Here is a 25,458-nt window from a genome sequence, read left to right on the forward strand (position 1 = left end):
TCACGCCTCCCAGTTCGGGAACTCGTCGGGCGGAGGCACGTTCACCTCGGTGACCCGATTCCGGTAGGAGACGAACGCGGTGCGCCCGCCCTCGCGCATCTTCACCCGGATCTCCTCGGTGTTGAGGGGCTCGCCGGGGTCGTAGCCGTGCGCCCAGGTGGCGAACGCGCGCATCGGGCCGGAGTGCGTCGCGGCCAGGATCCGGTCGTAGGGCTGCTCCGGCTCGAGGGTCATCAACCGGTGGAAGCCCCGCCAGAACCGCCGCACGCACATTGCCGGCGGCTCGAAGTACATCATCGGGATCGTCAGCCACTCCTGGATCGGGTCCGCCCCGCCCAGCTGGGTCCGGTAGAACCGGTCGATCTCGACGAGCCACCGCGGCCGGTCCCCGACGGCGAGCCGCTCCAGCGTCTCGTTCGTGGCCTGGTACTGCCGGAACGCCGAGGTGACGTCGCGCAGCCCGTCCGGGGTCCAGACCCCGAAGTTGCGCAGTTCGGCGATCGGCTCCTTGTCGGTGATCTCCGCGTCGATGCCCCACATCGACAGGCCGTCCTTGGCGCCGCGGAAGAGCTGGTCGGCGGTCTGGCGGGCGCGGTTGGTGTCCGCGCACACGAGCAGCACCCGGTCGCCGTCCGACCAGCGCCGTGCCAGCTCGTGGCCGCGCCGGTGCGCCTGCCAGGCCCCCATCGGCGTCAGTCCGGAGTCCGTCGAGTACCCCTGCGTGATCCCGTGCCGGATGATCGAGATCTCGCAGACGATCTTCTCGGACGCCTTGCGCTCGATCGGCGCGGCGATCTCCTTGCCGCGGCTGGCCTCGGCCAGCGCCGGGGTGAAGCGCTCGCCGTCGTGGACGACGGACGTCTCCGTTCCCGACGATTCCGTGGTCCGTTCCCGGAAGCGCCGCAGGTAGAGCGGCGTCCCGTCGTCGGCGGGTGCCTCCGCGCCCGGGCCCTGCCGCCGGGACCGGTAGCGCGACAGGTAGTCCGGCGTCTCGTAGCGGTCCACGGACCGCGGGTCGCGCGCCATCAGGAGTGCACCGTGAAGAAGCGCTCGTTGACCTGGCGGTGGTAGTAGAAGATCGCCCGGCCCATCTCCTCCTCGGTCCAGGTGATGGGCTCGAAGTCCGGGTCGACCCAGTAGCCGCCGGTGAAGAGCTCGTTGCGGTTGCCGGCGGGGTCGAAGAAGTAGGTGGTGTAGCCGCGGGTGACGCCGTGGCGCGTGGGGGCCACGTCGATCGGGACCCCGTGGTAGGCGAGCGTGTCGGCGGCGTCGCGGATGCCGTTCCAGTCGTCCATCCAGAACGCGAAGTGGTGCAGCGCGCCGTTCGGACCGGTGATGACGGCGATGTCGTGCGGGGTGTGCGAGTGCTCCAGGAACGTCGCGAGCTGGTGCCCGTCGTTGGCGAGGATCTGCTCCGTGAGCCGGAACTCGAGCAGCTCGCGGAAGAACGCGGTGAACGCCTCGACGTCCTCGGCCATGAGGAACACGTGGTCCAGGCGCGGCGGCGCGATCCCCACCAGGTCCTGCGGACGGGGCGGCGGGTTCTGCATCGGCAGCATGTTGCCGATGCGCTCGGTGCCGTGGGTCAGCTCCACGAGGTGCCCGGACGGCGCCTCGAACCGGATCGCCTCGCCCCAGCCCGGACCGAGCTCGCGCGCGGCGAAGCGCTTGACGGGCACCCCGGCCGCCTCGAGCTTCGTCGTGAAGTGGTCGAGGTCCTCGGGCGCGTGCAGCTTGAACGAGAGGTGGTCCAGGCCGTGGGTCGGCGCGGACCGCAGGATCACCGAGTGGTGCTCGCGCTCGTCCCAGCACTTGAGAAAAACGCGAGCAGACGCGTCGTCCGTCGTGTCGCGCGCGGTCTCGATCAGGCCGAGCACCTCGGTGTAGTAGGCGGTGGCGAGCTCGAGGTCGGGGACGCGGACCTCGACGTGCTGGAGCCGCAGGATGCGGTCGGAACTGGAACCGTTCGGCATCGGGTGACCCCTCACGTGTGCATGCGCAGGAAGCGCTGGCTGACGACGTTCTCGTAGTAGAAGAGGCCCTTGCCGAAGTTGTCCTCGGTCCAGGTGAGGATCTCGGTGTCGGGGTCGACCCAGTAGCCGCCGGTGAAGACCTCGTTGCGGATCCCGAGCGGGTCGAAGAAGTAGATGGTGTTGCCGCGGGTGACGCCGTGGCGCGTCGGGCCCTGGTCGATCTGCACGCCGTTGAAGGCCAGGGTGTCGGCGGCCTGGCGGATGTGGTCCCAGTCGTCGAGCCAGTAGGCCCAGTGGTGCAGGGCGCCGTTCGGACCGTTGACGATCGCGATGTCGTGCGGGGAGTTCGTGCGCCCGGCGAGCCAGACGCCGAGCTGGTGGCCGTTGCCGTCGAGGACCTGCTCGGTCATCCGCAGTCCGAGGACGTCGATGAAGAACCGGGCCGACTCCGCGACCTCCTCGGCGTTGACCAGCATGTGGTCCATGCGCGGGGGCGCGATGCCGGGCAGGTCCGGCGGCGGGGTCGGCGACGGGTTGTGCTTGCCGAGGAGGTTGCCGGTCTTCTCGATGTCCCAGACCAGCTCCATGATCTGGCCGCTGGGCACCTCGAAGCGCAGCGACTCGCCCTGACCGACGGCCTCGCCGCGACTGACCCGCGTGGTCGGGCAGCCGTACGCCTCGACCCGGTTCTCGAAGTCGGCGAGGTCGTCCTCGGCCTCGACCCGGAACGTGAACGAGTCCATCCCGGTGCGCGGGTGGTAGCGCATCCGCAGCGAGTGGTGGTCCTCCTCGTCCCAGCACTTGAGGTACACCGCGTCCTCGGTGCGCTGCACCTGCTGCAGGCCCATGACCTCGGTGTAGTAGGCCGTCGAGAGGTCGAGGTCAGGGGTCCGCACGTCGACGTGTGCGAGGCGAAGGATGCCCATCTGCGATGCCTCCAGTGTGCTTGACGTCACGACGCTAACCGCCCTAGCGTTCCGGGGAGAAGAGCTGCCGTTCCGGAGGTCGGAACGCTCCCGAGGAGGTGCCGTGGCCGACCCGATGGCGATGCGCCGGGCCGTCGCGGGGTACGTCGAGGGCATCCACGCCGCCTACGCGACCCAGGCCGCGACGTTCCCGCCGGCGGTCCGCGGGCGGATGCCGCTGCTCGCGGCCGGCCCGTTCACCGTCGTCGCGGCCGGGGCGCGCAACCTGCACGTCCTCGCCACCACCGAGCCACTCGGGCCGCTGCGCGGCGAGGAGGTCGAGCTCCCCGGCTCGCTCGACGGCATGGAGTGGGCGGTCCGGTTCTACGACCCGGTGGTGCTGCCCGCGCTCGGCCTGATCGACGAGGGGGAGCGGGCCCGTCCCGACGAGGTCCGCGGCACGCTGGGCATCTCCACCGTGCTCTACCACGTGGTCACCCAGCCCGGCTCCGGTCTGTCGCCGCACCACGCCGGTCACGTCGGCTCCGGGCTCGCGGCCGGCCACTCCGCCGCGGCACGGGACTTCGACTCGTTGCGCTCGCGGGCCCGGGGCCGGGGGGCGCTGGTCGACGAGATGCAGGGTGCGTCCGTCGCCGGACTCGCCCGGGCCCAGGTCCTGCTCGCCCGCGCGATCGCGCCGCACGATGCCGCGGTGGGGGAGGCGGTCGACACCGCGCTGGCGGCGGGCTCCGCCCCGGACCCCGACGCGGTGCGCCGGGTGCTCGTCGCGGCCCTCGGCGGCTCACCGGCCGGGACCGCGGGAGCGGTGTGACGTGGACGCGACCCTGCAGTCGGTGACCAACGCCGCGCGCCTGCTGAAGGCGTTCCTGTCCCGCGAGGAGTCGCTCGGGCCCTCGGAGCTCGCGCGCCGCCTGGGGCTGGGCAAGTCCGCGGTGCACCGGCTGCTGGCCACCCTCGCCGCCGAGGGCCTCGTCACGCGCGACCCGAACGGCTCCTACCGGCTCGGCATGGTGATGTTCGAGCTCGGCGAGGCGGTGCGTGCTCACCTGGACCTGCACGGCGCCGCGGGCCCGGTGCTGGTGGAGCTGCGCGCGCAGACCGGGGAGTCCTCGCAGGTCGGGGTGCTCGACGGCGACGAGGTGGTCTACGTCGACCGGCTCGAGAGCACGCACTCGCTGCGCCTGTTCCACGAGACCGGTCGGCGGGTGCCGCTGCACTGCACCAGCTCCGGCAAGGTCCTGCTCGCCGCGATGCCCGAGTCCCGCCGTGAGGCGATCGTCGCCGCGGGCTTCCGCGCCCTCACCCCGCACACCCTCGTCGCGCCGGACGACGTTCGCGCGGAGCTCGACCGGGTCCGACGGCGCGGGTGGGCCGAGGCGGTCGACGAACGCGAGATCGGCGTCGCCTCGCTGGCCGCCCCCGTCCACGGCCCGGGCGGCGAGGTGGTCGCCGCGATCAGCGTCGGTGCCCCGGCCACCCGCTTCCACGCGATCCCGCGCGAGCACCTGGTCCGGTGCGTGGTCGAGGCGGGCGAGGCCGTGTCGCGCCGGCTGGGGTGGAACCCGGAGAACCTGTCGTCGGGAAGGATCGGGGAGTCCCTGCATGCCCGTGTCTGACCCGGCCGCCAGTCCCCGAAGCAGGGCCCGCGCGCTCTACGAGGCGCGGCGCACGCGGACCCCGATCCCGCCGTTCACCGACGACGACCCGTCCCTCGGGATGGCCGACGGCTACGCCATCCAGCGTGAGCTGGTCCCGATGCTGCTCGACGAGGGCGACCGCATCGTCGGGTACAAGGTCGGCCTCACCTCGAAGGCCATGCAGCGGATGGTCGGCGTCGACGCGCCCGACCACGGGCCCGTGCTCGCCTCGACGGTCTACCGCGACGGCGACACCCTCTCGCTCGGTGACTTCATCGCGCCCAAGGTCGAGGCCGAGATCGTCTTCGTGATGGGGGAGCGGCTCGCGGGCCCGGGCGTCGGGCCCACCGACGCGGCGCGGGCGGTGGCGGGTGCCGCGGCGGCGATGGAGATCGTCGACTCCCGCATCGCGGACTGGCGGATCAAGCTCGCGGACACGGTCGCCGACCTCGCCTCCAACGGGGCGGTCGCGGTGTCGTCGCGGCTGGTGCCGCTCGCGGGTCTCGACACGCGCCTGGTCGGGATGACGCTGACGCGCAACGGCCAGCTGCTCGACACCGGCGCCGGCGCGGCCGCGCTCGGCGACCCGCTGGCGGTCGTGGCGTGGCTGGCGAACGTCCTCGGCGAGCACGGCGTGGCGCTCGAACCGGGACACCTGGTCATGACGGGGGCGCTGCACGCGGCGGTCCCGATGGCGGCGGGCGAGGTGTACCGGGCGGAGTTCGACCGGCTGGGTCCGATCAGCATCAAGGTGGCACCGTGAATCACGAGGAACTGGCGGCCCGGCTCTCGAAGGCGATCGCGGAGCGCACCGCGATCGACCCGCTCACCGACGAGTACCCCGACCTGGACCTCGAGGCGGGCTACGCCGTCCAGCGCGTGCTGCGCGAGCAGGCCGGCGCGATCGCGGGGTGGAAGCTCGGGGTGACGTCTCGGGCGAAGCAGGCGCAGGTCGGCGTGTCGGCCCCGGTGTGCGGGTTCCTCCCGGCCACGGGGGCGCTCGACCTCGGCGAGCCCCTGGTCGCCGGCGACCTGATCCAGCCGCGGGCCGAGCCGGAGATCGTGTTCGTGCTGGGGCGGGACCTGCACGGTGCGCACGCCACCGCGGTGGACGTCCTGTCGGCGACGTCGGGGCTCGCGGTCGGCATCGAGGTGCTCGACTCCCGCTTCCGCGACTACCGCTTCACGATGGCCGACGTGGTCGCCGACAACACCTCGGCGGCGCGCTACGTCGTGGGGACGCCGGTGCCGCCGGCGGGGATCGACGCGCGGCTGGTCGGCGTGGTGCTGGAGAAGAACGGCGAGGTCGAGGCCACGGCGAGCGGCGCGGCCTCGCTCGGCCACCCGGCTGCCGCGGTCGCGTGGCTGGTGCGCCGCCTCGCCGCGTCCGGCGAGGGACTGCGGGCCGGCGACGTCGTGCTCTCCGGTGGCCTCACGGCCGCCACCCCGGTGGTGCCCGGGGACGTGGTGACGGTGTCGGTCGACCGGCTCGGCACCGTCGAGATGGCTGTGTCCTAGGAGGAGAACGTGCCCCTCGTCCAGATCACTCTCGCCCGCGGGCGGACCCCCGAGCAGCTCGCGGCGCTGGGGGAGAAGGTCACCGCCGCGGTGTCCGAGGCCGTGGGCGCCCCGGCCGGCAACGTCCGGGTCGTCGTGACCGAGTGCGAGCCCGAGCACTGGTTCGTCGGCGGGGAGTCGCTGGCCGAGCTGCGGGCCTCCGGCCGGCGGTAGGAGGCGTCGTGCTCGTCCCGCTGGGCGACCCGGACGGCCGGTCCGCCTGGACGATCGGGAGCCCGGACGGTCGGGAGTTCGCGGTCTTCGTTCACGACGACGGGGCGGTGCGGGTGACCGATGCCGGCTGCCCGCACCGGGGCGGTCCGCTGATCGAGGGCCGCGTGCGCGACGGCGAGGTGCGCTGCCCGTGGCACTGGTACCGCTTCGACCTGGAGACCGGCGAGTGCCGCACCACCGACCGGCACGAGCTCGGCGTGTACCCGGTGGTGGAGCGCGACGGGCGGTGGTGCGCCGACGTGGGGGAGCCCGCGCCCGCCCTGTCGTGGTCCGAGCGGCTCCGCGCCCACGCCCGGGGGGACGGCTAACCGAGAGCACACTTCCGCTTGCGGTGTTACGGTCGGTGGTGCCGTCGTCCTGAGGAGTCACCACCGTGTCCGTCGAGGCCCACGAGCTCCCGCTCCACGTCGAACGCGACCAGTTCGACCCGCCGTCGGGGATCAGCGCCCTGCGCGACCGACCCGGCCTGGAGCGGGTGCACGACTCGCTCGGGCGCGAGGCCTGGCTCGTCACCCGCTACGAGGACGCCCGGGAGGTGCTGGGTGACGCGACCCGCTTCTCCAACGCCCGGGTCCCGGCCGTGCCGATGCCCGGGATCGACGAGGAGCAGATGCGCGCGGGCCAGCTGCTCGCGCTCGACCCGCCGGACCACACCCGCCTGCGCCGGCTGCTGACCGGCGAGTTCACCGTCAAGCGGATCCGGCGCCTGCAGCCGCGCGTCGAGGAGATCGTCACCGAGCACCTCGACGCCATGGAGGCCGCCGGGCCGCCGTCGGACCTCGTGACCGACTTCGCGCTGCCGGTCCCGAGCCTGGTCATCTGCGAGCTGCTCGGGGTCCCGTACGACGACCGGGACGACTTCCAGCGCCGCGCCTCGCAGCAGATCGACCTGACGCTGCCGATGGAGGACCGTGGGCGGGTCGCGGTGGAGTCCCGCGCGTACATGAGCGCGCTCGTGGACCGGGCGAAGGCCGACCCCGGCGACGACCTGCTGGGCATGCTCGTCCGCGAGCACGGCGACGACCTCACCCACGACGAGCTCGTCGGCATCGCCACCCTGCTGCTGATCGCGGGCCACGAGACGACCGCGAACATGCTCGCGCTCGGCACCCTCGCCCTGCTGCGCCACCCCGAGCAGGCCGCGCTCGTGCGCGACGACCCGGACGCCGTCGCGCCCGCCGTTGAGGAGCTGATGCGGTTCCTGTCGATCGTGCACGCCGCGGTGCCCCGGGCGGTCGTCACCGACACCGAGGTCGCCGGCCAGCCGCTGGCCGCGGGCGAGATGGTCCTGGTGCAGCTCGCGTCGGCCGACCGCGACCGGGCCCTCGCCGAGGACCCGGACCACCTCGACGTCGGGCGCGCCGCCGCCCCGCACGTCGCGTTCGGGCACGGGGTGCACCACTGCCTCGGGGCGCCGCTGGCCCGCATGGAGATGGCGACGGCGTTCCCGGCCCTGCTGCGTCGCTTCCCGACCCTGGCCACCACGACGGACGTCGCCCGGGCCGAATTCCGCGAGGGCACCTTCATCTACGGCATGCGGAGCCTGCCGCTCACGTGGTGAGCACGCCACCCCGGCGGCCCGTGATGCCGGTCCGGCGCCCGTAGGGCAGGGTGCGGGCGTGCGGCTGGCGACGTTCAACCTCCTGCACGGCCGCTCCCCGGCCGACGGCATCGTCGACCCGGAGCGGCTGACCGACGCGGTCATCGCGCTCGACGCCGACGTCCTGGGCCTGCAGGAGGTCGACCGCGGGCAGGTCCGGTCCGGGCACGTGGACCAGACCGCGCTGGTGGCCCGGGCCCTCGACGCCGCCGACGCCCGCTTCCTCCCGGCCCTGGTCGGCACGCCCGGCTCGCGGTGGCGCGAGGCGGGGGAGGAGGACGGCGAGGCCACGCCGTCCTACGGGGTGGGCCTGGTCAGCCGGGTCCCCGTCGTGCAGTGGCGGCGGATCCCGCTGGGCACCTCGCCCGCCCGGCTGCCGCTGCTGGTCGACCAGCGCCGGCCCGCGCTGGTGCGCGACGAGCCGCGGGTGGCGCTCGCCGCGGTGCTCGCCGGGCCGGGACCGGTGGGCACCGTCGTCGCCACGCACCTGTCCTTCGCGCCCGGGTTCAACGTCGTGCAGCTCCTCCGGCTCGCGCACGCCCTGCGCGACGCACCGGGGCCGGTCGTGGTGCTGGGCGACCTGAACCTCCCCGGGCCGGTGCCGCCGCTGGTGCTGCCCGGGTGGCGGTCGTTGGTGCGGGAACCGACCTTCCCCGCCGACGACCCGCGGGTCCAGCTGGACCACGTCCTCCTGCGCGACGACCCCGCGCGACCGGCTCCCGCCGTCGTGCACGGGCAGACCGTGGCCGCACCGCTGTCGGACCACCGCGCGCTGGTCGTCGAGCTGGCCTGACTCACGGGACGACGGTCACCGGCCACTTCCCGGCCTTGATCAGCCGCCCGGCCAGCGACCCGACGAACCGGTGGCCGGCTTTCATCGACGTCCCGACGACGACGGCGTCCGCGCGCAGGTCGTCGGCGGCGCGGACGATCTCGACGTACGGGTCGCCGTGCACGGTCATCAGGCGCGCGGACATCTCGAGCAGCCGCAGGTACTCCTTGGCCTGCTCGTGGAGGTCGCTCGCGAGGGCCTGCGCGGACTCGGCGAGGACGGTGACCGCGTCCGCGGACAGCCCGGACAGGGCGGGCGTCGTCGTCACCGTGATGACGACGAGCTCGGAGTGCTGGCGCCGCGCGAGCCCGACCGCGTAGGCGCCGGCGTGCAGCGAGGTCGGCGACCCGTCGACCGCCGCCAGGATCAGCTTCGGCCCGTCGGTGCCGTACTCGAACTCGCCCACGGGCCCATCCTGCACCTCAGTGCTCGGGCTCGTGCCCCGTCGCGGTGCCGCCCGTCGGTGTGATCTCCCCGGTCCAGCCGCAGGCGGCGCACCAGCAGTAGAACCGCCGCTCGTCGCCCTCCCAGAACTCGCTGGTCAGCTCCAGGGAGCCGGCGCAGCCCGGGCAGTGCCGGGGCTGGTCGCGCCGGTGGGCGTCGGCGTCGGCGACGAACCGCCGGTCGGGGGCCGTCACCGCGGGACGAGCCCGGAGTCGACCTGGGCGTCCGTGCCCGGCTCGAGCGTGGCGGTGCCGATGCCGCCCACGGGGGTGGACGACTCCCGCCCGGCGGCCCGGTCCTTGCCGACCTGCTCGGCCGCCGAGAGGTGCACCTTGCGGATCGTGTCGAGCATCGGCGAGAAGCGCGTCGAGCCCATGTCGCAGAAGTCCAGCGCGAACTGCGCACCCCCGGCGTGGAACTTGTCCTTCTCGCACGGCAGGTCGATGCGCTCGTGCGGTTCGCGGACCGTCCCCAGCGGGTCCTCGCCGTGCTCGACGGCGGCCATCTGCTGCTTGAACATCTTGCGCAGCATCGAGACCCCGATGTCGGAGCGCCCGAGGTGCTCGGTGGTGCGGTCGGTGATCGGCCCCTGCGTCGCCCAGGCCATGATGTCCTGGCCCTCGACGTAGTTGACGACGTGCCGCCCGCGCTCGTCGAACACGGGGATCTCGTAGTCCGGGATCGTCGGCTGCTCGAGCGCCTCGTAGCCCTCCGGCGCGTGCACGGTGTAGAGCATGAAGCGGGTGGTCGTCCGGTTGATCGGCACCCGCAGCTGCATCTGGTGGATGCCGCCGCCACCGACCCGCATGTTGTACGGGAAGACCAGCGGGTGGCCGACCTTCCAGTCGTCGTTGTCCTCGCTCGCACCCGAGAGGATCCGGCGCTTGATGATCCCGTACTCGAAGGCGTCGAACCCGATCCGCTGGTGGCGCTTGCCGAACGACGCCGGCGCCGTGAAGCCCTCGTGCGAGCCGATGAACTCGAAGTAGCGCCCGTGCAGGTGCTCGACGTGGTGCGGGTCGACCGCGTTCTCCATGATCTGCACGTAGTTGCACGGCACGTCCGCCCAGCCGATGTCGCGGAAGCCGTCCATCACGTACACGTCGAAGCGGGGGAGCAGCGGCGCCGGGTCGGGCCCGACGTAGGCCCACACCAGGCCGCCGAGCTCCTCGACCTTCCCCGCCGTCGCCCGGACGCGGCCCTGGAAGTTCGTGTTGTCCTTCTCGGCCGGCTGGTCGACGCACGCGCCCTCGGGGTCGAACTTCCACCCGTGGTACGGGCAGCGCAGTCCGTCGCCCTCGACGACGCCGTAGGCCATCGAGGCCTTCCGGTGCGGGCAGGGCTCGGGGATGATCCCGTAGCGCCCGCTCGGGGACCGCCACAGCGCGAAGAACTCCCCGAGCAGCTCCACCCGCTTGACCGGGAACTCCGCCATCTCGCGGGTGAACGCGACCGGGTACCAGTAGCGGCGGAGGACCTCGCCCATCCGGGTCCCGGCCTCGACGGCGGTGAGTTCGTCGTTCTGCTCGGCGGTCAGCACGGCGGCCTCCATGCGGCTCGTGGTGGTGGCGCCCCGACGGTAGGAGCCCGACCGATGACCGAGGAAGCGCGCTGTGCCGCACTCCGGGACAGCGGTGAGTGCGACGTGGCGCAGGTTCGCGGGCCCCGGAACCTGCGCTGTGTCGCACTCGCGGGTCGGTCGGCTCAGCGCTCCCCGCGGTCCAGGCGGGTGAGCATGCGGTTGTACGCGGCCAGCGCCTCGTCGTCGTCGTCCAGGTCGGCGGCCCCGGCCGATCCGGTGTGCTCGGCGAACGCATCGCGGCGGGCGGACTCCAGCCACGGCCCGAAGTCGACCTTCGCCGACGAGTCCGACACCCACAGGCGGCCCAGCAGGACCATGATCACCATCATCAGCCCGTCGCCGCCGACCCACATCAGCGCGCCGCCGAGGTGCACGCCCTCCAGGTCGTAGGACGGGAACATCGTGGCCGGCGCCTGCATGAGCACCACGCCGACGAGCGTGTCGACCCCCATCGCGACCGCCATCAGCACGTAGCGCACGAAGTACGCCGGCCGGTTCGGGAGCAGGTCCACGCCGATCGCGACGTGGAAGAACAGCACGCCCGCGACCAGGTACAGCGCCTGCTCGGAGTAGTGCAGCGCCATCGACGACGCCATCGCCTCCATGAACCCCGTCAGGTGGGTAAGGACGACGACGAGGGCGTAGACCACGAGCACGGTGCCCGGGAAGAACAGGGCCCGCGACGCCCGCGAGTCCAGCACGGCGTCGAACCGCGCTCCGGCGCGGTCCGGAAGGCATGCCCGCAGCAGCTCGAGCGGGTGCGCGGCCACCCAGAACGCCGGGACCACCATGATCAGCATCAGGTGCATGACCATGTGGACCGCGAAGGCCGCGTGCCCGAACACCGCGATCCCCGAGTTCCAGGTGACCACGGCCGAGGCGATCGCCGCGAGGAACGAGACCGTCCGCCGGACCGGCCACGCCCCGTGCCGGCGCGCGGCACCCAGGTACAGCACCACCAGCACCAGCAGGACGACGTTCACGCCCCAGGCCGGCGACCACGTGGTGAACACGTCCGCCCAGGCCGGGCCGGGCTGCCCCATCGGCATCTCCACGACTCCATGGTGCGCCCGCCCGACGGCCGGAGCAGGATGCGGCCCCGTGCGTGGCTACGGGTTCGTCGCGGTGGGTGGTCCGGAGCAGCAGGCGTTCCTGGAGGTCGACGAGCCGACCCCCGGGCCGGGTGAGCTGCTCGTCGCGGTGCGTGCCGCGGGCGTGAACCCGGGGGACTGGAAGGTCCGCGACGGGTCCTACGGCGCCGTCGGTCCCGCGGTCCTGGGCCGCGAGGTCGCGGGCACGGTGCTCGCTCTGGGCTCCGACGTGACCGGGTTCGCGGTCGACGACGAGGTCTTCGGCGGCTGCCCGGACATGCAGGGCGGCTGGGCCCGGCGCGCCCGGGTCACCGCAGGCTTCGCCGCCCACCGGCCGAACGGCGTGTCCCCGGAGGAAGCGGCCGCGCTCCCGGTCGCCGCCGGCACCGCGTGGGACGCGCTGAACCAGCTCGACCTGCCGCCCGGGAGCCTGCTGCTGGTCAACGGCGGGGGCGGGGGCGTCGGCATCCCGATCATCCAGCTCGCGGTGGCGCGCGGCCTGCGAGTGGTGACGACGGCGAGCCCGGGCAAGCACGCGCTGCTCGCCGGCTTCGGGGCGACACCGGTCGCGTACGGCGACGGCGTGCTCGACCGGCTCCGCGAGGTCGCGCCCGACGGCGTCGACGGCGTGTTCGACCTCGTCGGCGCCGACCCGCTGCGCAGCGTCGCGACCCTGCTCACCGACCCCACGAAGCTGATCTCCGTGGCCGACTACGGCCTGTCCGTCGAGCTCGGCGGGCAGCAGATCGTCCGCGACCGCAGCGCGGCCGTGCTGGACCGGCTGGCCGCCCTGGTCGCGGACGGCTCGCTGGACCCGCACGTCACCGACGTCCGCCCGCTCGACGACGCGCAGGCCGCCCTCGCGCTCGTCGAGGGCGGCCACGCGACCGGCAAGGTGGTCCTGACGATCCCCTCGTCCGCCTCGGACACCTAGGTCGGGAGGGCGGACATCGACTGCCACTCCTGCCAGGTCAGCGACCAGTCGTAGATGTCCGTGCGCGGCATCGGAACCGGGCTGCCCGTGACCTCCACCGGGTCGCCGAACATCGCCGTGTTGAAGTAGGCCTCGGCGTCGGTCAGCGACAGGTTGACGCACCCGTGGGTCACGTTCTCGTTGCCCTGGGCGCTGGTCGACTGCGGGTTCGCGTGGATGAACTCGCCGTTGTTGGAGATCCGGACCGCCCACTTCTCCGGCACGTTGAAGTAGCCGTACTCGGGGTTGGTCATGAGCTTGTTGGCCTCCTTGCTCATGACCACGTGGACGCCGTTGGTGGTGTTGCGGTTGGGGTCGGAGCCCAGCCCGTAGCTCGCCGGGACCGTCATCACGGTCTGCCCGTCGCGCACCACGACCATCTGGAACGAGTTGACGTCCGCCTTGACGATCTGCGAGCGACCGATCGTGAAGTGCGAGGTGACGTTCTCCGAGCCCCAGGCGCCGTCGCCGGTGGCGACCCCGACCATGTTCGCGGCCACGTCGACCTGCGTGCCCGGCTTCCAGTACTCCTTGGGCCGCCAGTGCGCCCGCGAGCCGTCCGCGGTGTCGGGCAGCCACGCCCACGACCCCTCGGTGGGCACCGAGGTGCGCACCTGCAGCGCCCGCTGGGCCGCGGCCTTGTCGGCCACCTCGCCGTCGAACTGCACGACGACGGGCGCGGCCACGCCCACGGTCGCGTCGTCGCGGATGTTGATGCTCGCCCCGATCTCCCGCTGGGGGGTGACCGTGCTGAACGACCCGCTCAGCCGCGTCGGGTTCCCGGCCCCGTCCACGACCAGGCCCTTCCAGGTGTAGGTGGTGCCGTAGGCCAGCGTCGCCGTGGACTCCCAGCCGTCGGGCGTCGGGCGGCCCGCCACCGCGACGCCGTCCGGGGCGACCAGCGCCACGTCGGTCAGCCGGCCCTGCGCGACCTTCACCACGGCCGGTGCGGCCGGAGCCACCCCGGCCGTCCCGTTCCCCGGACTCAGGGAGACCTGCGCCGGCGGCGCGGCCTCCGTGTCCGATCCCTGCTCCGCCGACGCCGTGGCGGGCGCCCCGGACGCCCGCTCCACCGTGCCCCACACCGTGATCGCGGCCAACGCCACCGCGAACGCCACCATCACTCCGAGCACCGTGCGCCCGAGTGCCATGCCAGAACCCCCGTCACGTCCCGCGCCCCCCGCCAGGGGCGCTGCACTCCCGGGGACGCCTCACCGCCATCCCGGTTCCCCCCATCGTGCACCGGGGGACCGACAGTCTCCGTGTGGCTCGCGGGGGACCGACGTCACGGCCTACGACCGTCCCGGGATCGGCTTTCCCGAGAACAGGTACTTCTGGGCGAGGGCGACCGGGTCGTAGGCCGGGGCGACGGAGACCGCGGGCTCCACGGTGGTGACGGGCCGGGTCTGCACGATGCACACCGGGTCGCCCGCCCGGCGGTGGCGGCCGATCACCCACTCCACGTCGACCGGGTGCCCGTAGTGCTCCTCGATCGCCACCACCGCGGCACTGATCGCGGCGATTTGCTCGTCGTCGAGGACCTGCCGGTCGGCGAGCTTGGCCGGCATCTCGACCTCGGTCACCGCGCCCACGGCGAAGTCGAACGCGCTGACCACCTTCTTGTGCGCCACGTCGTGCCGGAGCACCCGGCCGTCGGCCTTGCCGACCTCGACGTGGTCGGGGTCGACCAGGCCCTGCACGATCGCCTCGCCCCAGCCCCAGCTGGTCTCGATGACGATGCGGTCCCGCTTGCCGGTCACGGGGTGCACCGAGAACGCCACGCCGGACGAGCGGGCGTGGATGAGTTCGATGACCCCGACCGCGATCGGCATGTCGTGGTGGCTGATCCCGCGCCGCAGCCGGTAGGCGAGCGCGCGGGCGGTGAACAGCGACCCCCAGCAGCGTCGGACCGAGTCGAGCACCCGCTCGATCCCGGAGACCCCGAGGTAGGTGTCGAAGATCCCGGCGAACGAGGCGTCGGCCGCGTCCTCCCCGGTGGCCGACGACCGCACCGCCACCGGCACGTTGACGTCGACGCAGCGCAGGCACAGCTCCTCGTAGGCCTCCGTGAGCCGTACCGTCAGGGCCTCGGAGATCGGCGTCGCGGCGAACATCTCCCGGATCTCCGCCGACGCCGCCTCGACCGCGCCGTCGTCGGGATCGGGGCCGAGAGCGCCGAGCACCGTGTCGATCCGGCCGTCCAGCCCGGACTCCCGGCAGTGCCGCGAGTAGGCCTCGACCGTCACCGCGAACCCCTGGGGCACCAGGACCCCCGCGGCGAGCAGCTCGGCGAGGCGGCCCATCTTGGCGCCGCCGCAGGCGACCGCCGCGGCGGGATCCACCTCGTCCAGCCATGCGATCGCCGCGCAGCTGTGCCGCTCCGGCTCCGCGGACCCGCCGACGGCCGCGTCGTCCCCCGCCGCGTTCCCCGACACCACCGTCATGCGGTGACCTCCTCCGTCCGCTCGGCGACCGGGGCGGACGCCGCCACCTCGGCCGCGCGCCGCAGCACCGTCACGGTGCCGCTGGACCCGTCCACCTCGATCTCGTCGCCGTCCGCGATCGAGAGGGTCGCGACGCCGATCGCGGTCACGGTCGGCACGCCGTACTCCCGGCCGACGATCGCGGCGTGCGAGAGCATCCCGCCGCCGTCGCAGGCGCAGCCGGCGATCTTGCCGAACGCGGGTGTCCAGTTCGGCGAGGTCGACTCGCAGACGAGGATCGCGCCGGGCTCGAGGCGGTGCAGCTCGTCGGAGGACTGCAGGACCCGCGCGATCCCGCGGGCGGTGCCCTTGGCCGCGGGCACGCCCGACATCACCGTCTGGACGGCCGCCTCCGGGTCCTGCACGGCACGGATCGAGTGCGGGTTCAGCCCGAAGATCTCGATGAGGATCGGGTCCTCGACGTTCTCCGGGATCGTCCCGAGCACCTTCGGCATCTCCCCGCGCCGCCCGTGCCACTCGTCGAAGTACTCGCGGCGGGCGTCCACCAGGCCGCGCAGCCCGGCGTCGTAGGGCTTCTCCCCGGTCGCGACGTCGATCAGCTCCGGCCAGAACAGGTAGAGCAGGTCGTCGGACCGGTCGGCCTTCACCCGGCTCGCGAGCTCCTGGCAGCCCCACCGCAGCGGGAGCATGACCTTGAGGTCGATGTAGTAGTTGTGGTCGTCCTGCCACCAGGGGAAGTTGGCCTCCTGGTTGGAGGCGAGGCCGGCGTCGAACACGGCCTGCTCCTCGCGGGTGAGGCCGGCCCGGGCGTTCTCGATCGCCTCCTCGCGCTCGGTCCACGCGTTGCGGGCGGCGGCCTCGAAGTCGTGGGCGTCGCCGCGCTGCAGGAACGTCTTCACGAGGTCGAGCGGGATGGTGTTGTCCTCGATCCACGCCGGCACGCCGACGTCGCACGTCGCCTCGGCGCGCCAGCCGTAGACCTGCAGGAAGTCGTCGAACTCGGTGAGCCACGTCGAGGCGGCCCCGCCGTGGCGCCCCAGCGCCGCCCGCAGCTGCGACCCCTGGTGCGCCTCGAAGACCGGCTCCAGGCCCGCCGCCCGCGCCTTCATCGCCAGGGCGTAGAGCAGCCGGTCGGTCTCCATGATCTTGGTGTTCTCGCCCTGGAGGAACTTGCCGATCTCGTTCGGGTTGATGCCCATGTCCGCGCAGGCGCCGTAGAAGCCGAGGAAGTTGGCGAGCATCGGGTACATGACGCCGAAGTGGATCTCCATCGACCGCTTGTGGTAGCGGCGGGCCTTGACCAGCAGGTTCGGCAGGTCGTCGCCGCTGACCTGCGTGAAGTCGACCGCGCGGAACTGCGACCAGGTGTTCTCCAGCTCGTCGCGCCCGCCCTCCCAGATGCTGCGGTAGTTCTGCAGGAAGTGCGGGAGGTTGGTGGCGATGCGCCCGGCCCGGGCCTCGATCTGCGCGGGGTCGGTCTCGGGGAGGGCGCTGCCGTAGAGGTGGGTGCCGGCGAAGCGGGCGCTCACGCCGCGTCCCGGCGGCAGCGGCAGCGACTCGGCCGCGTGCTGGGTGCCCCAGCAGTACCCGTCCCCGCTCCAGAGCGTCGCGCCGAGCGGGGTCAGGCCGCGCGACCAGTGGAAGTCCAGGAACCAGAAGGCGTTCTCGTCGCCCGGCCGGAACGGGCCGGCCGGGTCCACGATCCAGGGCATGTCGAAGAACTCGGGCTTGTACCCCGGGTACCACTCGCCCGTGCTCCAGGCGTCGACGGGGACGACGTTGGCCATCTTCTGGACCCTCCTCGGCGGTGAGATCGAGCCGACGGTCATCCAACCGTGGGAGTGACGCAAGCAACACGTTCCCGGGGAGCGAACGTTGCGTCCGGGCGAACGGGAGGGTCCCTGCTCGTCCGGAGGGGGCCTAGCGTTCGGCCGATGAGCACTCCTCGCGCGCTCCTGCTCGACATCGGCGGCGTCCTGCTCACCTCCGCCCACGAGCGGATGGCCCTCCTGGACGCGCCGCCGACCTTCACCGAGGTCCGGGGCGTCGTCGGGCCGCGCATCGATCCCGCGTGGGACGACGTCCTCGCCGGCCGCGGCACCGAGCGCGCCTACTGGGCCGCCCGTGCCGCCGAGTACGGGGTGCTCGCGGGCGGCGGCGGGTCGGTCCCGGAGCTGATGGACGCGCTCTACGACGACGACGAGCCCTTCCGCCCCGTCGTCATCGCGCTCATGGACGACGCCCACGCGGCCGGCCTGGTCGTCGCCGCCCTCACCAACGACCTGGCCGCCTTCCACGGCGACGCGGACCTCACCCGCCACCCCGTCCTCGGCCGCTTCGACACGGTCGTCGACGGCTCGGTCACCGGCGTGCTCAAGCCGGACCCCCGCGCCTACGCGAACGCCCTCGACGTCCTCGGCCTCCCCGCCGACGAGGTCGTGTTCCTCGACGACATCCCCGGCAACTGCACGGGCGCGCGCGCCGCGGGCCTCGTCACCGTCGAGGTCGACCTCCGCGACCCGGGGGCGGCCGTCGCCCGGGCCCGCGACCTCCTCGCCCTGCGGGCCGCAGCATGAGCGGCGGCACCGCCGTCGTCGTCGGCGCCTCCGGGGCGCTGGGCTCCGCGATCGCGGAGCGGCTGACCCGCGCCGGCCTCACGGTGGTGGCCGTCGCGCGGACGCCTCCCGACCCGGCGTCGGGAACGGTCCCGTGCGCCGCCGACATCGGCTCCGACGACTCGTCATCGGCTGTCCGCGACGCCGTCGACGCGCTGGATGGCCCCGTGCGCATGGTGGTGCAGGCCGCCGGACTTCCCGCCGCCGGACCGCTGCCCACCATCGACCCGACGGCGCTCGGGTCGGCGGTGGCCCTCAAGGTCGGCGGGATGCTGCGCCTGGTCCGGGCCGTGGAGCACCGCCTGCGGGCGGGGTCCCGCCTGGTCGCCCTCGGCGGCCACTACGGCAGCGAGCCGTCCCCGCACACCTGCGCGGCCGGCGTCACGAACGCGGCGCTGGCCAACCTCGTCCGCCAGCTCGCCGACCACCACGGCCCGGACGGCGTCACCGCCCACCTCGTCGCCCCCGGCCCGGCCGACACCGACCGCCTGCGCCGCCTCTCGCAGGCGCGGGCCGACTCCCGCGGCGTCGACGTGGACGTGATCCTCGACGAGCGCCGGGCCGACTCGCCGCTCGGCGCGCTCGTCACGCCGGCCCAGGTGGCGTGGGCCGTCGCCACCCTGCTCGACCCGGAGGCCGACGCCCTGACCGGCTCCACGCTGGCCCTGGACGTCGGCGCCCGGCGAGGTCTCTTCTAGGGCACCAGCCCGGCCTCGTCGACCAGGCGGTGGAACAGCGCCTCCGGGTCGACCCCGGCGCCCCGCGCGACGAACCACTCGCCGATCCGGCGGACGTCGCGCACGAGCACGTCGTGCCCGTGCGGGTTCCCGACGAGGTCGACCACCTGCGGCAGGTCGATCAGGACGAGACGGTCGTCGTCGACGAGGACGTTGTACGGGGACAGGTCGCCGTGGGTCCAGCCGAGCCGGGCGAGCCCGACCAGCGCGGTCGTGAGCTGCTCCCACCAGTCGCGGAGTCGTCCGGGTCCGGGGCGGCACGCGGCCAGGCGCGGGGCCGCCGTCCCGTCCGGCGTGCCCAGGAACTCCAGGAGCACCTCGGTCCCGTCGTACTGCACGGGGTAGGGCACCGGCACCCCGGCGGTGTGCAGCGAGCCGAGGGCCGCGAACTCCGCGGCGGCCCACTGCCCGGCGAGCAGGTCGCGGCCGAACGCGGTGCGGCTCGCCATGGCCCGGGTCTCGCGCGAGCGGCGGACCCGCCGTCCCTCGAGGTAGGCCGCGTCCCGGTGGAACGCGCGGTGCTCGGCGGACCGGTAGCGCTTGGCGGCGAGCAGGCACGACGGTCCGTACGGGACGGCCCGTTCGAGCAGGTGGACGTCGGCCTCCTTGCCGGTCTTGAGGACGCCGAGCTCGGTGTCGACGGCGCCCTCGGCGACGACGAGCCAGGCCGGGTGCGGCTCGGGCCCGTGGGCGGCGCCGGCCCAGGTGGACCAGCGGTCGCCGGTGGGCGGGCCGTCCGGCTCGACCTCGGCCCGGCGTCGGGTGGGCAGGGGTTCGTCGTCGTCGAACCGACGACGGCGACGGGGATGCGTTCGCGCACGGGAGGAACTCCGGGGACGTGAGGAGGTCACCCCACGCCGGGGACTCCTCAGCGCGGGGTGCGGGTGCGACAGCGGCCGGGCGCGCAGGGGCGCGCCCCGGGCCGGGCGACGGTCAGCACAGGCACTCCTCGACTCCGCCGAGCGGCGACGTGCCGCGCGACGGGTCCCATCCACGCACACCCGACGTCGGGCGCGCGAGCGGATTCCTCAGTCCGGGATCGGCGCCCCCCACGGGACACCGGCCGCGACGTAGTCGTCGAAGTGCCGCTTCCACGCCGGCGTCGGGCTGCTCGAGGGCGCCTCTGCGGTGACACCGGACAGCGCACCGTCGAGCGCCTCCAGGCAGACCTCCCAGCCGGCGGCGGTGCGCGCGGCGGTGTCGGGCTCGGCGATGACCGTCGTGAAGGTCAGCCGCGTCCCGGCCTTCAGCGGCGTCACCTCGAAGCGCAGCTCGTCGCCCTCCCACGTGAAGACCAGCCGGGACGGCGGGTCGGCGGCCAGCACCGTGCCCGTCCCGCCGTCGCCGTCCTCGGTGAAGGAGAAGGTGACCGGCCGACCCTCCTGCGGGACCCCGTCGTCCGGGAAGGAGACGCGGGCCGGGAACCAGGCGGTGAGCTCGGTGGGGTCGCTGATCGCCGCCCACACGCGCTCGACGGTGTCGGGGTACTCGCGGACCCAGCGCAGGGCGGGGCGGGAGTCGATCTCGAGGTAGGTGCCGGTCGTCATCGGTCCTCCAGGTGGTCGTCGAGGCGGTCGAGCGCGTGCGACCACAGCGCGCGGTACGGGGCGAGCCAGGACTCCAGCTCGAGGATCGGGCGCGAATCCAGGGAGTAGACGCGGCGCCGGGCGTCGACCCGGGCCCGCACCAGTCCGGCCCGCCGGAGCGTGGCCAGGTGCTTCGACGCCGCCGGCTGGGCGAGGTCGAGGCGCTCGACGAGCTCCCCGACGGCGTGCGGACGTTCGCGCAGCAGGTCGAGGATCGCGCGCCGGGTCGGGTCGGCGAGTGCGGTCCACGTGGTCGTCACCGTCCTATATTCCCGCGACGACATATGCTTGTCCAGGGATGTGTCGGCTCGCCCCCCTCGATCGGCGCAACCTCGGAACCGGGCAGGGTGGGCGGGCGTCCAGCGGACGTCTCTGGATCGAGACAGCACCTCCCGGACGGCCGGGCCCGGGGGTGGGACGGCGGACCGGCGCGGGCGGGGGACGAGGGCGTGGCGAGGGTGACGGATCCGGAGCTCGGGACGACGGGCGACCGGGTGGCGGCGTGGCTGACGCGGCGGCTGAGCTCGATGCTCACCGTGTACCTGACGGTCGGGCTGTCGGTGGTCTGGATGGTGCTGGGCGCGCGGGGGGTGCTCGGGTTCGACCCGTACCCGTACCCCGTGCTGCTGTTCGTCGGGAACGTCGTCCAGCTGCTGCTGATCTTCGTGATCCTGGTCGGCCAGCGGACGCTGTCCGCGGCGGGCGAGCGGCGGTCGCAGCAGACCTACGACGACGCCCAGGCGATCCTCGGCGAGTGCCACCGCCTGCAGGAGCACATCGACGCGCAGGCCCGGATGCTCAACCGGGCCGCGGACCCGCACGACCGGCTCGACCCGTGCGACACCGCGCCGATCATGATCGCCCCGCCGCAGGCGGTGGCGCCGGCGGAGTCGACGCGGAGCCGGCGCATCGCCGCCGTGCTGGTGCAGGCGCTCGGCTCGACCGCGGCCGTCGTCGTGACCGCCGTGGTCGTCCTCGGGTGGATGGGACTCGCCCTGGTCGGGGTGCTCCCGGACCCCTACCCGTTCCCCTTCCTGCTGTTCTGCTCCTCGCTCGCCCAGCTGGTGCTGATGTTCGTGATCATGGTCGGGCAGGACGTGCTGGGCGAGGCCCAGGACCGGCGCGTGGTGGAGACGGCGAACCACACCGCGGTCGTGCTCCAGCAGTGCCGGCACCTGCGCCAGCACCTCGTCGCCCAGGACGAGCTGATCATGTCGCTGGTCGCGGCGCTGCCCGACGACGGGGCGGGGGCGCCGGCGCCACGGGCCCACGACGACGCCGGGGTCTCGCCGCGGCGCTGAGCGCGCGAGGATGCCGCCATGGACCTCGGACTCGGCGGCCGGACCGCCCTGGTGTGTGCGTCGACCTCCGGGCTCGGCGAGGCGACCGCGCGGGCGCTGGCGGCGGAGGGCGCACGGGTCGTGGTGAGCGGCCGTCGCACCGACCGGGCCGAGGCGATCGCGGCCGAGCTGCCGGACGCGCTCGGCGTCGGGGTGGACCTCACCGCCGACGGGGCCCCGGAGCAGCTGGTCGCGGCGGCCGGCGAGGTCGACGTCCTGGTGCTCAACAGCGGCGGCCCGCCGCCGAGCGTGGCGACCGAGGTCGACACCGCCCGGATCACCGAGGCCCTCGTCCCGCTGCTGCTGGCCCAGCAGCGGCTGGTGTCGCTCGTGCTGCCGGGCATGCGCCGGCGCGGGTGGGGCCGGATCCTCGCCGTCGGGTCGAGCGGCGTGGTGGCGCCGATCCCCGGCCTCGCGCTGTCGAACATCGGCCGCGCGGCGCTCGGTGGCTACCTCAAGACGCTCGCGGGCGAGGTGGCCGCGGACGGGATCACGGTCAACATGCTGCTGCCCGGCTCGATCGCGACCCCGCGGATGACCGCGGTCGCCGCCGCCACCGCCGAGCGGAACGGCGTCACGGTCGCGGAGGCGGAGGCCCGGGTCGTCTCCGCCGTCCCTGCGGGGCGCTTCGGCGAGCCCGCCGAGTTCGGCGCCGTCGCCGCCTTCCTGTGCAGCGCCGCCGCGTCCTACGTCACCGGGACGGCGACGCGCTGCGACGGCGGGCAGGTGCCGTCGCTGTAGGTAGGGTCGGCGGGGTGACGGCGCTCGACGAGGACACCAGGGCCCAGGAGCTCGTCCGCGCCGAGGAGCGTGCCGAGGAGCTGTTCGCCGAGATCGGCCGGCGCGGGCTCATCGCTCCGGGGGCCTGGGAGTCCCAGGTGAGTCGCGAGGTGCGCGACCTCGGGGCCGAGATGTTCGGGACGTCGCGGCACTGGCACAAGCGGGTCGTCCGCTCGGGCGAGAACACGCTGGCGCCGTACAAGGAGAACCCGCCGGACCGGCAGATCGCCGCGGACGACATCGTGTTCGTCGACCTCGGGCCCGTCTTCGCGGAGTGGGAGGCCGACGTCGGACGCACGTTCGTCCTCGGCGACGACCCGTACAAGCACCGCCTCGCGGCCGACCTGGACAGCGTGTGGCGGGCCGGCCGGGAGTACTTCGAGGCCACACCCGACATCACCGGTGAGCAGCTCTACGCGCACATGTGCACGCTCGCCGAGCAGTACGGCTGGGCCTTCGGCGGTCCGCACAGCGGGCACCTCGTCGGCGAGTTCCCGCATGACCACATCGACCCCGAGCGCCGGAACAGCTACATCACCACCGGCAACGACGTCCCGATGCACTCCGCGGTCGACGTCGCCGGGCGGCGCTGCCACTGGATCCTCGAGGTCCACCTCGTCGACCGCGACCGCGGGTACGGCGGCTTCACCGAGCAGCTGCTCTCGCTGCGCCGGGACTGACCGGAGCTACAGCCGCGAGGACCGCGCCACGATCTCCTCCCGACGACGGGTCGCGGCGGGCACCCCGCCGATCGACCAGTCGTCCGGGGGCACCTGGACGACCCGCCCGCGCACCCGCGAGCGGGTGGCGCCGAGGACCTCGCAGATCACGTCGGTGAGCTCGGCGAGCAGCCGGTGCCGTTGCTCGACCGGGCGCCCCTCGAGGACGGCCGCGGCGAAGTACGGGGCCGGGTCGCCGTCCACCGCCGCGGTGACGCCGCCGGTCATCCAGTGCTGCGGGGCGTGCATCGTCACGAAGGCCCGGACGCGCTCGATCGGCGATTCCAGGACCGCCGCGTAGCGCTCGCTGACCCGCCGGAGCAGGTCCTCGACGCGGCGGTCGTCGTGGTCGCCCTCCACCAGGTGGATCTCGACGACGGGCATGCGCCGAACGTACCTCCTCAGCCCTGCTCGCGGGCCCGGGCGAGCTCCAGCGCCACGTCGATGATCATGTCCTCCTGGCCGCCGACGAGGCCGAGCTCGCCGCAGCGCCGCAGAATCTCGTGCGTCGGGACCTTGTAGCGCTCCGCCGCGTGCTCGGCGTGCAGCAGGAACGACGAGTAGACCCCGGCCCAGCCCTGGACGATCGCGTTGCGGTCCATCTTCGGCCAGCGGTGCAGGTAGGGCCGGACGACGTCCTCGGCGGCGTCGAGCAGGGCCATGACGTCGAGCCCGGTGGAGACCCCGAGCCGGTCGAAGACCGCGGCGAGCACCTCGGTGGGGGAGTTGCCCGAGCCGGCACCGAGGGCGCAGAGCGAGCCGTCGATCTCCTTCACGCCGACCTCGGCGGCGATCACGGAGTTCGCGACGCCGAAGGACAGGTTCTGGTGGCCGTGGTAGCCGACCCACGCCTCGTCGCCGACCTCGGCCACGAGGGCCTCGAAGCGGGCCCGGGCCTCGTGCATGAGCAGCGCTCCGGCCGAGTCGGTGACGTACGGGCACTGGCACCCGGCGTCGACCATGATCCGGGCCTGCTTCGCGAGGTCCTCCGGCGGCGTGCGGTGGGCCATCATGAGGAACCCGACGGTCTCCATGCCCAGCTCCCGCGCCACCCCGAAGTGCTGCGGGCTGACGTCGGCCTCGGTGCAGTGGGTGGCCACGCGGACGACCTCCGCGCCCGCGTCGTGGGCACGGCGCAGGTCGTCGACCGTGCCGATCCCGGGCACGAGCAGCACGGCGATGCGGGCGGTCCGGGCCTCCTCGCGCGCCGCGGCGATCAGGCGCAGCTCGTCGGTGTGCGAGAAGCCGTAGTTGAAGCTGGAGCCGCCGATCCCGTCGCCGTGCGAGACCTCGACGACCTCGACGCCCGCCCGGTCGAGCGCCCGGACGGTGTCCCGGACCTGCGCCTCGGTGAACTGGTGGGCCTGCGCGTGCGAGCCGTCGCGCAGGGTGGTGTCGGTGATCCGGACGTCGTGGCGGATCTCCGGGCGGCTCACGCGGCCACTCCCGCCGTGAGCAGGTCGTGGGCGATGAGCTCGCCGACCCGGGCCGCGGCCGCCGTCATGATGTCGAGGTTGCCGGCGTACTCGGGCAGGAAGTCGCCTGCGCCCCGCACCTCGAGGAACACCGCCACGCGGCCGGCGCCGCCCCAGTCCGGGCGGGGTGGGTCGAACTGCGGGTCGGCCCGCAGCGTGTAGCCCGGGACGTACTCCTGGACGCGCGCGACCATCGCGTGCACCGAGGCGGAGATCGCGCTCGTGGTGGCGTCGTCGTAGCGCTCGCCGGGGATCGCGCAGAAGACCGTGTCCCGCATGATCATCGGCGGCTCGACCGGGTTGAGGATGATGATCGCCTTGCCGCGCGCGGCGCCGCCGACCTCCTCGACGGCGCGCGCGGTGGTCTGCGTGAACTCGTCGATGTTGGCGCGCGTGCCGGGGCCGGCCGACCGGGAGGCGGCGGAGGCCACGATCTCGGCGTACGGCACGTCGACGACCTGCGAGACGGCCGCGACGACGGGGATCGTCGCCTGCCCGCCGCAGGTGATCATGTTGACGTCGGGTGCGTCGAGGTGGTCCGGCATGTTGACGGCCGGGCAGACCATGGGCCCGAGGTGGGCGGGCGTGAGGTCCACGGCCCGGATCCCGGCCGCCTCGTACCGGGGCGCGTTCGCCACGTGCGCCGTCGCCGAGGTCGCCTCGAAGACGATGCGGGGGAGCGGGTCCTGCGCGAGTAGCCAGTCGACGCCCTCCGCCGACGCCGCGATCCCCGCCGCGCGCGCCCGGTCCAGGCCCGGCGACTCCACGACCCCGACCATCGCGGTCACCTCGATGGAGGGCACGCGGGCGAGCTTGGCCAGCAGGTCGGTCCCGATGTTGCCCGGACCGACGATGGCCGCGGGCACCGTGTCGCTCATGCCCGCGACCGTGGCACGGACCGGCGGTGGTGCAG

At 73.7% G+C, this 25,458-nt stretch carries 30 protein-coding genes; 14 read left to right on the forward strand and 16 right to left on the reverse strand.

Going from position 1 to position 25,458, the window contains the following annotated elements; genetic code table 11:
• The 3 genes from WCD74_RS16115 to WCD74_RS16125 are packed head-to-tail and all read right to left on the reverse strand — an operon-like array spanning position 1 to position 2,899.
• Positions 1 to 1,026, reverse strand: coding sequence for a histidine phosphatase family protein (locus WCD74_RS16115; RefSeq protein WP_337695877.1), 1,026 nt, complete (start codon positions 1,024 to 1,026; stop codon positions 1 to 3).
• Positions 1,026 to 1,973 carry a catechol 2,3-dioxygenase gene (locus tag WCD74_RS16120; protein WP_337695878.1) on the reverse strand — a complete coding sequence of 316 codons (948 nt, stop codon included), beginning with the start codon at positions 1,971 to 1,973 and terminating at the stop codon, positions 1,026 to 1,028. The genes WCD74_RS16115 and WCD74_RS16120 overlap by 1 nt, the downstream gene beginning before the upstream one ends.
• Positions 1,974 to 1,984: 11 nt before the next feature.
• A complete protein-coding gene (locus WCD74_RS16125) occupies positions 1,985 to 2,899 on the reverse strand; it encodes a catechol 2,3-dioxygenase (RefSeq protein ID WP_337695879.1) in 915 nt (304 codons plus the stop codon).
• A gap of 103 nt (positions 2,900 to 3,002) precedes the next feature.
• Between WCD74_RS16125 and WCD74_RS16130 the strand changes: the two genes are divergently transcribed.
• The 8 genes from WCD74_RS16130 to WCD74_RS16165 all read left to right on the forward strand — a co-directional run bounded on the left by WCD74_RS16130 (position 3,003) and on the right by WCD74_RS16165 (position 8,720).
• Positions 3,003 to 3,710: a hypothetical protein gene (locus WCD74_RS16130; RefSeq protein ID WP_337695880.1), complete on the forward strand. Its 708-nt coding sequence runs from the start codon at positions 3,003 to 3,005 to the stop codon at positions 3,708 to 3,710.
• A 1-nt stretch (position 3,711) separates the two neighbouring features.
• A complete protein-coding gene (locus tag WCD74_RS16135) occupies positions 3,712 to 4,515 on the forward strand; it encodes an IclR family transcriptional regulator (RefSeq protein ID WP_337695881.1) in 804 nt (267 codons plus the stop codon).
• Positions 4,502 to 5,299, forward strand: a complete 798-nt coding sequence (locus tag WCD74_RS16140) for a 2-keto-4-pentenoate hydratase (protein ID WP_337695882.1) — start codon at positions 4,502 to 4,504, stop codon at positions 5,297 to 5,299. The genes WCD74_RS16135 and WCD74_RS16140 overlap by 14 nt, the downstream gene beginning before the upstream one ends.
• Positions 5,296 to 6,054, forward strand: coding sequence for a 2-keto-4-pentenoate hydratase (locus WCD74_RS16145; protein ID WP_337695883.1), 759 nt, complete (start codon positions 5,296 to 5,298; stop codon positions 6,052 to 6,054). Before WCD74_RS16140 ends, WCD74_RS16145 begins: the two co-directional genes overlap by 4 nt.
• A gap of 9 nt (positions 6,055 to 6,063) precedes the next feature.
• The gene (gene thmT, locus WCD74_RS16150; protein WP_286055050.1) at positions 6,064 to 6,267 is read left to right on the forward strand and encodes a 2-hydroxymuconate tautomerase; all 204 of its coding nucleotides are present in this window, start codon (positions 6,064 to 6,066) and stop codon (positions 6,265 to 6,267) included.
• A gap of 8 nt (positions 6,268 to 6,275) precedes the next feature.
• Positions 6,276 to 6,635 carry a Rieske (2Fe-2S) protein gene (locus WCD74_RS16155; RefSeq protein ID WP_337695884.1) on the forward strand — a complete coding sequence of 120 codons (360 nt, stop codon included), beginning with the start codon at positions 6,276 to 6,278 and terminating at the stop codon, positions 6,633 to 6,635.
• 65 nt (positions 6,636 to 6,700) lie between these two features.
• Positions 6,701 to 7,888, forward strand: a complete 1,188-nt coding sequence (locus WCD74_RS16160; RefSeq protein ID WP_337695885.1) for a cytochrome P450 — start codon at positions 6,701 to 6,703, stop codon at positions 7,886 to 7,888.
• Positions 7,889 to 7,946: 58 nt separating this feature from the next.
• Positions 7,947 to 8,720 (forward strand): endonuclease/exonuclease/phosphatase family protein, encoded by a 774-nt coding sequence (locus tag WCD74_RS16165; RefSeq protein ID WP_337695886.1) that lies wholly within the window; start codon positions 7,947 to 7,949, stop codon positions 8,718 to 8,720.
• Position 8,721: 1 nt separating this feature from the next.
• Here the strand turns inward: WCD74_RS16165 and WCD74_RS16170 are convergent, their stop codons facing one another.
• From WCD74_RS16170 to WCD74_RS16185, 4 genes are all read right to left on the reverse strand, one after another.
• Complete coding sequence (locus tag WCD74_RS16170) at positions 8,722 to 9,165, reverse strand: universal stress protein (RefSeq protein WP_337695887.1); 444 nt, start codon at positions 9,163 to 9,165, stop codon at positions 8,722 to 8,724.
• A 16-nt stretch (positions 9,166 to 9,181) separates the two neighbouring features.
• Positions 9,182 to 9,397: a hypothetical protein gene (locus WCD74_RS16175; protein WP_337695888.1), complete on the reverse strand. Its 216-nt coding sequence runs from the start codon at positions 9,395 to 9,397 to the stop codon at positions 9,182 to 9,184.
• The gene (locus tag WCD74_RS16180) at positions 9,394 to 10,755 is read right to left on the reverse strand and encodes a Rieske 2Fe-2S domain-containing protein (protein WP_337695889.1); all 1,362 of its coding nucleotides are present in this window, start codon (positions 10,753 to 10,755) and stop codon (positions 9,394 to 9,396) included. The genes WCD74_RS16175 and WCD74_RS16180 overlap by 4 nt, the downstream gene beginning before the upstream one ends.
• Positions 10,756 to 10,907: 152 nt before the next feature.
• A complete protein-coding gene (locus WCD74_RS16185) occupies positions 10,908 to 11,834 on the reverse strand; it encodes a cytochrome c oxidase assembly protein (protein ID WP_337696010.1) in 927 nt (308 codons plus the stop codon).
• 52 nt (positions 11,835 to 11,886) lie between these two features.
• Between WCD74_RS16185 and WCD74_RS16190 the strand changes: the two genes are divergently transcribed.
• Positions 11,887 to 12,810, forward strand: a complete 924-nt coding sequence (locus WCD74_RS16190) for an NADP-dependent oxidoreductase (RefSeq protein WP_337695890.1) — start codon at positions 11,887 to 11,889, stop codon at positions 12,808 to 12,810.
• Here the strand turns inward: WCD74_RS16190 and WCD74_RS16195 are convergent.
• The 3 genes from WCD74_RS16195 to WCD74_RS16205 all read right to left on the reverse strand — a co-directional run bounded on the left by WCD74_RS16195 (position 12,807) and on the right by WCD74_RS16205 (position 17,080).
• Positions 12,807 to 14,000, reverse strand: a complete 1,194-nt coding sequence (locus tag WCD74_RS16195) for a L,D-transpeptidase (protein ID WP_337695891.1) — start codon at positions 13,998 to 14,000, stop codon at positions 12,807 to 12,809. The genes WCD74_RS16190 and WCD74_RS16195 overlap by 4 nt on opposite strands.
• A gap of 141 nt (positions 14,001 to 14,141) precedes the next feature.
• Positions 14,142 to 15,293 (reverse strand): PEP/pyruvate-binding domain-containing protein, encoded by a 1,152-nt coding sequence (locus WCD74_RS16200; RefSeq protein WP_337695892.1) that lies wholly within the window; start codon positions 15,291 to 15,293, stop codon positions 14,142 to 14,144.
• Complete coding sequence (locus WCD74_RS16205) at positions 15,290 to 17,080, reverse strand: PEP-utilizing enzyme (protein ID WP_337695893.1); 1,791 nt, start codon at positions 17,078 to 17,080, stop codon at positions 15,290 to 15,292. Before WCD74_RS16205 ends, WCD74_RS16200 begins: the two co-directional genes overlap by 4 nt.
• Positions 17,081 to 17,227: 147 nt before the next feature.
• Between WCD74_RS16205 and WCD74_RS16210 the strand changes: the two genes are divergently transcribed.
• Together WCD74_RS16210 and WCD74_RS16215 are read left to right on the forward strand one after the other, a co-directional pair.
• Positions 17,228 to 17,869 (forward strand): HAD family hydrolase, encoded by a 642-nt coding sequence (locus WCD74_RS16210; protein WP_337695894.1) that lies wholly within the window; start codon positions 17,228 to 17,230, stop codon positions 17,867 to 17,869.
• Positions 17,866 to 18,606 carry an SDR family NAD(P)-dependent oxidoreductase gene (locus WCD74_RS16215; protein WP_337695895.1) on the forward strand — a complete coding sequence of 247 codons (741 nt, stop codon included), beginning with the start codon at positions 17,866 to 17,868 and terminating at the stop codon, positions 18,604 to 18,606. Before WCD74_RS16210 ends, WCD74_RS16215 begins: the two co-directional genes overlap by 4 nt.
• On the opposite strand, the gene WCD74_RS16220 is transcribed toward WCD74_RS16215, so the two are convergent.
• The 3 genes from WCD74_RS16220 to WCD74_RS16230 all read right to left on the reverse strand — a co-directional run bounded on the left by WCD74_RS16220 (position 18,603) and on the right by WCD74_RS16230 (position 20,491).
• The gene (locus WCD74_RS16220; protein WP_337695896.1) at positions 18,603 to 19,496 is read right to left on the reverse strand and encodes a serine protein kinase RIO; all 894 of its coding nucleotides are present in this window, start codon (positions 19,494 to 19,496) and stop codon (positions 18,603 to 18,605) included. The two genes, WCD74_RS16215 and WCD74_RS16220, sit on opposite strands and share 4 nt — an antisense overlap.
• Before the next feature lie 177 nt (positions 19,497 to 19,673).
• Positions 19,674 to 20,192 carry an SRPBCC domain-containing protein gene (locus tag WCD74_RS16225; RefSeq protein WP_337695897.1) on the reverse strand — a complete coding sequence of 173 codons (519 nt, stop codon included), beginning with the start codon at positions 20,190 to 20,192 and terminating at the stop codon, positions 19,674 to 19,676.
• Entirely contained in the window at positions 20,189 to 20,491 is a 303-nt protein-coding gene (locus WCD74_RS16230) for an ArsR/SmtB family transcription factor (RefSeq protein ID WP_337695898.1), read from the reverse strand. The genes WCD74_RS16225 and WCD74_RS16230 overlap by 4 nt, the downstream gene beginning before the upstream one ends.
• A gap of 189 nt (positions 20,492 to 20,680) precedes the next feature.
• On the opposite strand from WCD74_RS16230, the gene WCD74_RS16235 reads away from it, so the two are divergent.
• The 3 genes from WCD74_RS16235 to WCD74_RS16245 are packed head-to-tail and all read left to right on the forward strand — an operon-like array spanning position 20,681 to position 23,031.
• Entirely contained in the window at positions 20,681 to 21,532 is an 852-nt protein-coding gene (locus WCD74_RS16235) for a DUF1003 domain-containing protein (protein ID WP_337695899.1), read from the forward strand.
• 18 nt (positions 21,533 to 21,550) lie between these two features.
• The gene (locus WCD74_RS16240) at positions 21,551 to 22,312 is read left to right on the forward strand and encodes an SDR family oxidoreductase (RefSeq protein WP_337695900.1); all 762 of its coding nucleotides are present in this window, start codon (positions 21,551 to 21,553) and stop codon (positions 22,310 to 22,312) included.
• A gap of 14 nt (positions 22,313 to 22,326) precedes the next feature.
• Positions 22,327 to 23,031, forward strand: coding sequence for a M24 family metallopeptidase (locus tag WCD74_RS16245; protein WP_337695901.1), 705 nt, complete (start codon positions 22,327 to 22,329; stop codon positions 23,029 to 23,031).
• 6 nt (positions 23,032 to 23,037) lie between these two features.
• Here WCD74_RS16245 and WCD74_RS16250 read toward each other — a convergent pair whose 3' ends face one another.
• Genes WCD74_RS16250 through WCD74_RS16260 form a run of 3 tightly spaced genes read right to left on the reverse strand, consistent with a single transcriptional unit; the run spans position 23,038 to position 25,423 of the window.
• Positions 23,038 to 23,454, reverse strand: a complete 417-nt coding sequence (locus tag WCD74_RS16250; protein WP_337695902.1) for a tautomerase family protein — start codon at positions 23,452 to 23,454, stop codon at positions 23,038 to 23,040.
• A 17-nt stretch (positions 23,455 to 23,471) separates the two neighbouring features.
• Positions 23,472 to 24,506 (reverse strand): 4-hydroxy-2-oxovalerate aldolase, encoded by a 1,035-nt coding sequence (dmpG, locus tag WCD74_RS16255; protein ID WP_337695903.1) that lies wholly within the window; start codon positions 24,504 to 24,506, stop codon positions 23,472 to 23,474.
• On the reverse strand, positions 24,503 to 25,423 hold the full coding sequence (locus tag WCD74_RS16260; protein ID WP_337695904.1) for an acetaldehyde dehydrogenase (acetylating): 921 nt from the start codon (positions 25,421 to 25,423) through the stop codon (positions 24,503 to 24,505). Before WCD74_RS16260 ends, dmpG begins: the two co-directional genes overlap by 4 nt.
• Positions 25,424 to 25,458: the final 35 nt, after the last annotated feature.

The sequence above is a fragment of the Actinomycetospora aurantiaca genome (assembly GCF_037401875.1).
GTDB lineage: Bacteria > Actinomycetota > Actinomycetes > Mycobacteriales > Pseudonocardiaceae > Actinomycetospora > Actinomycetospora aurantiaca.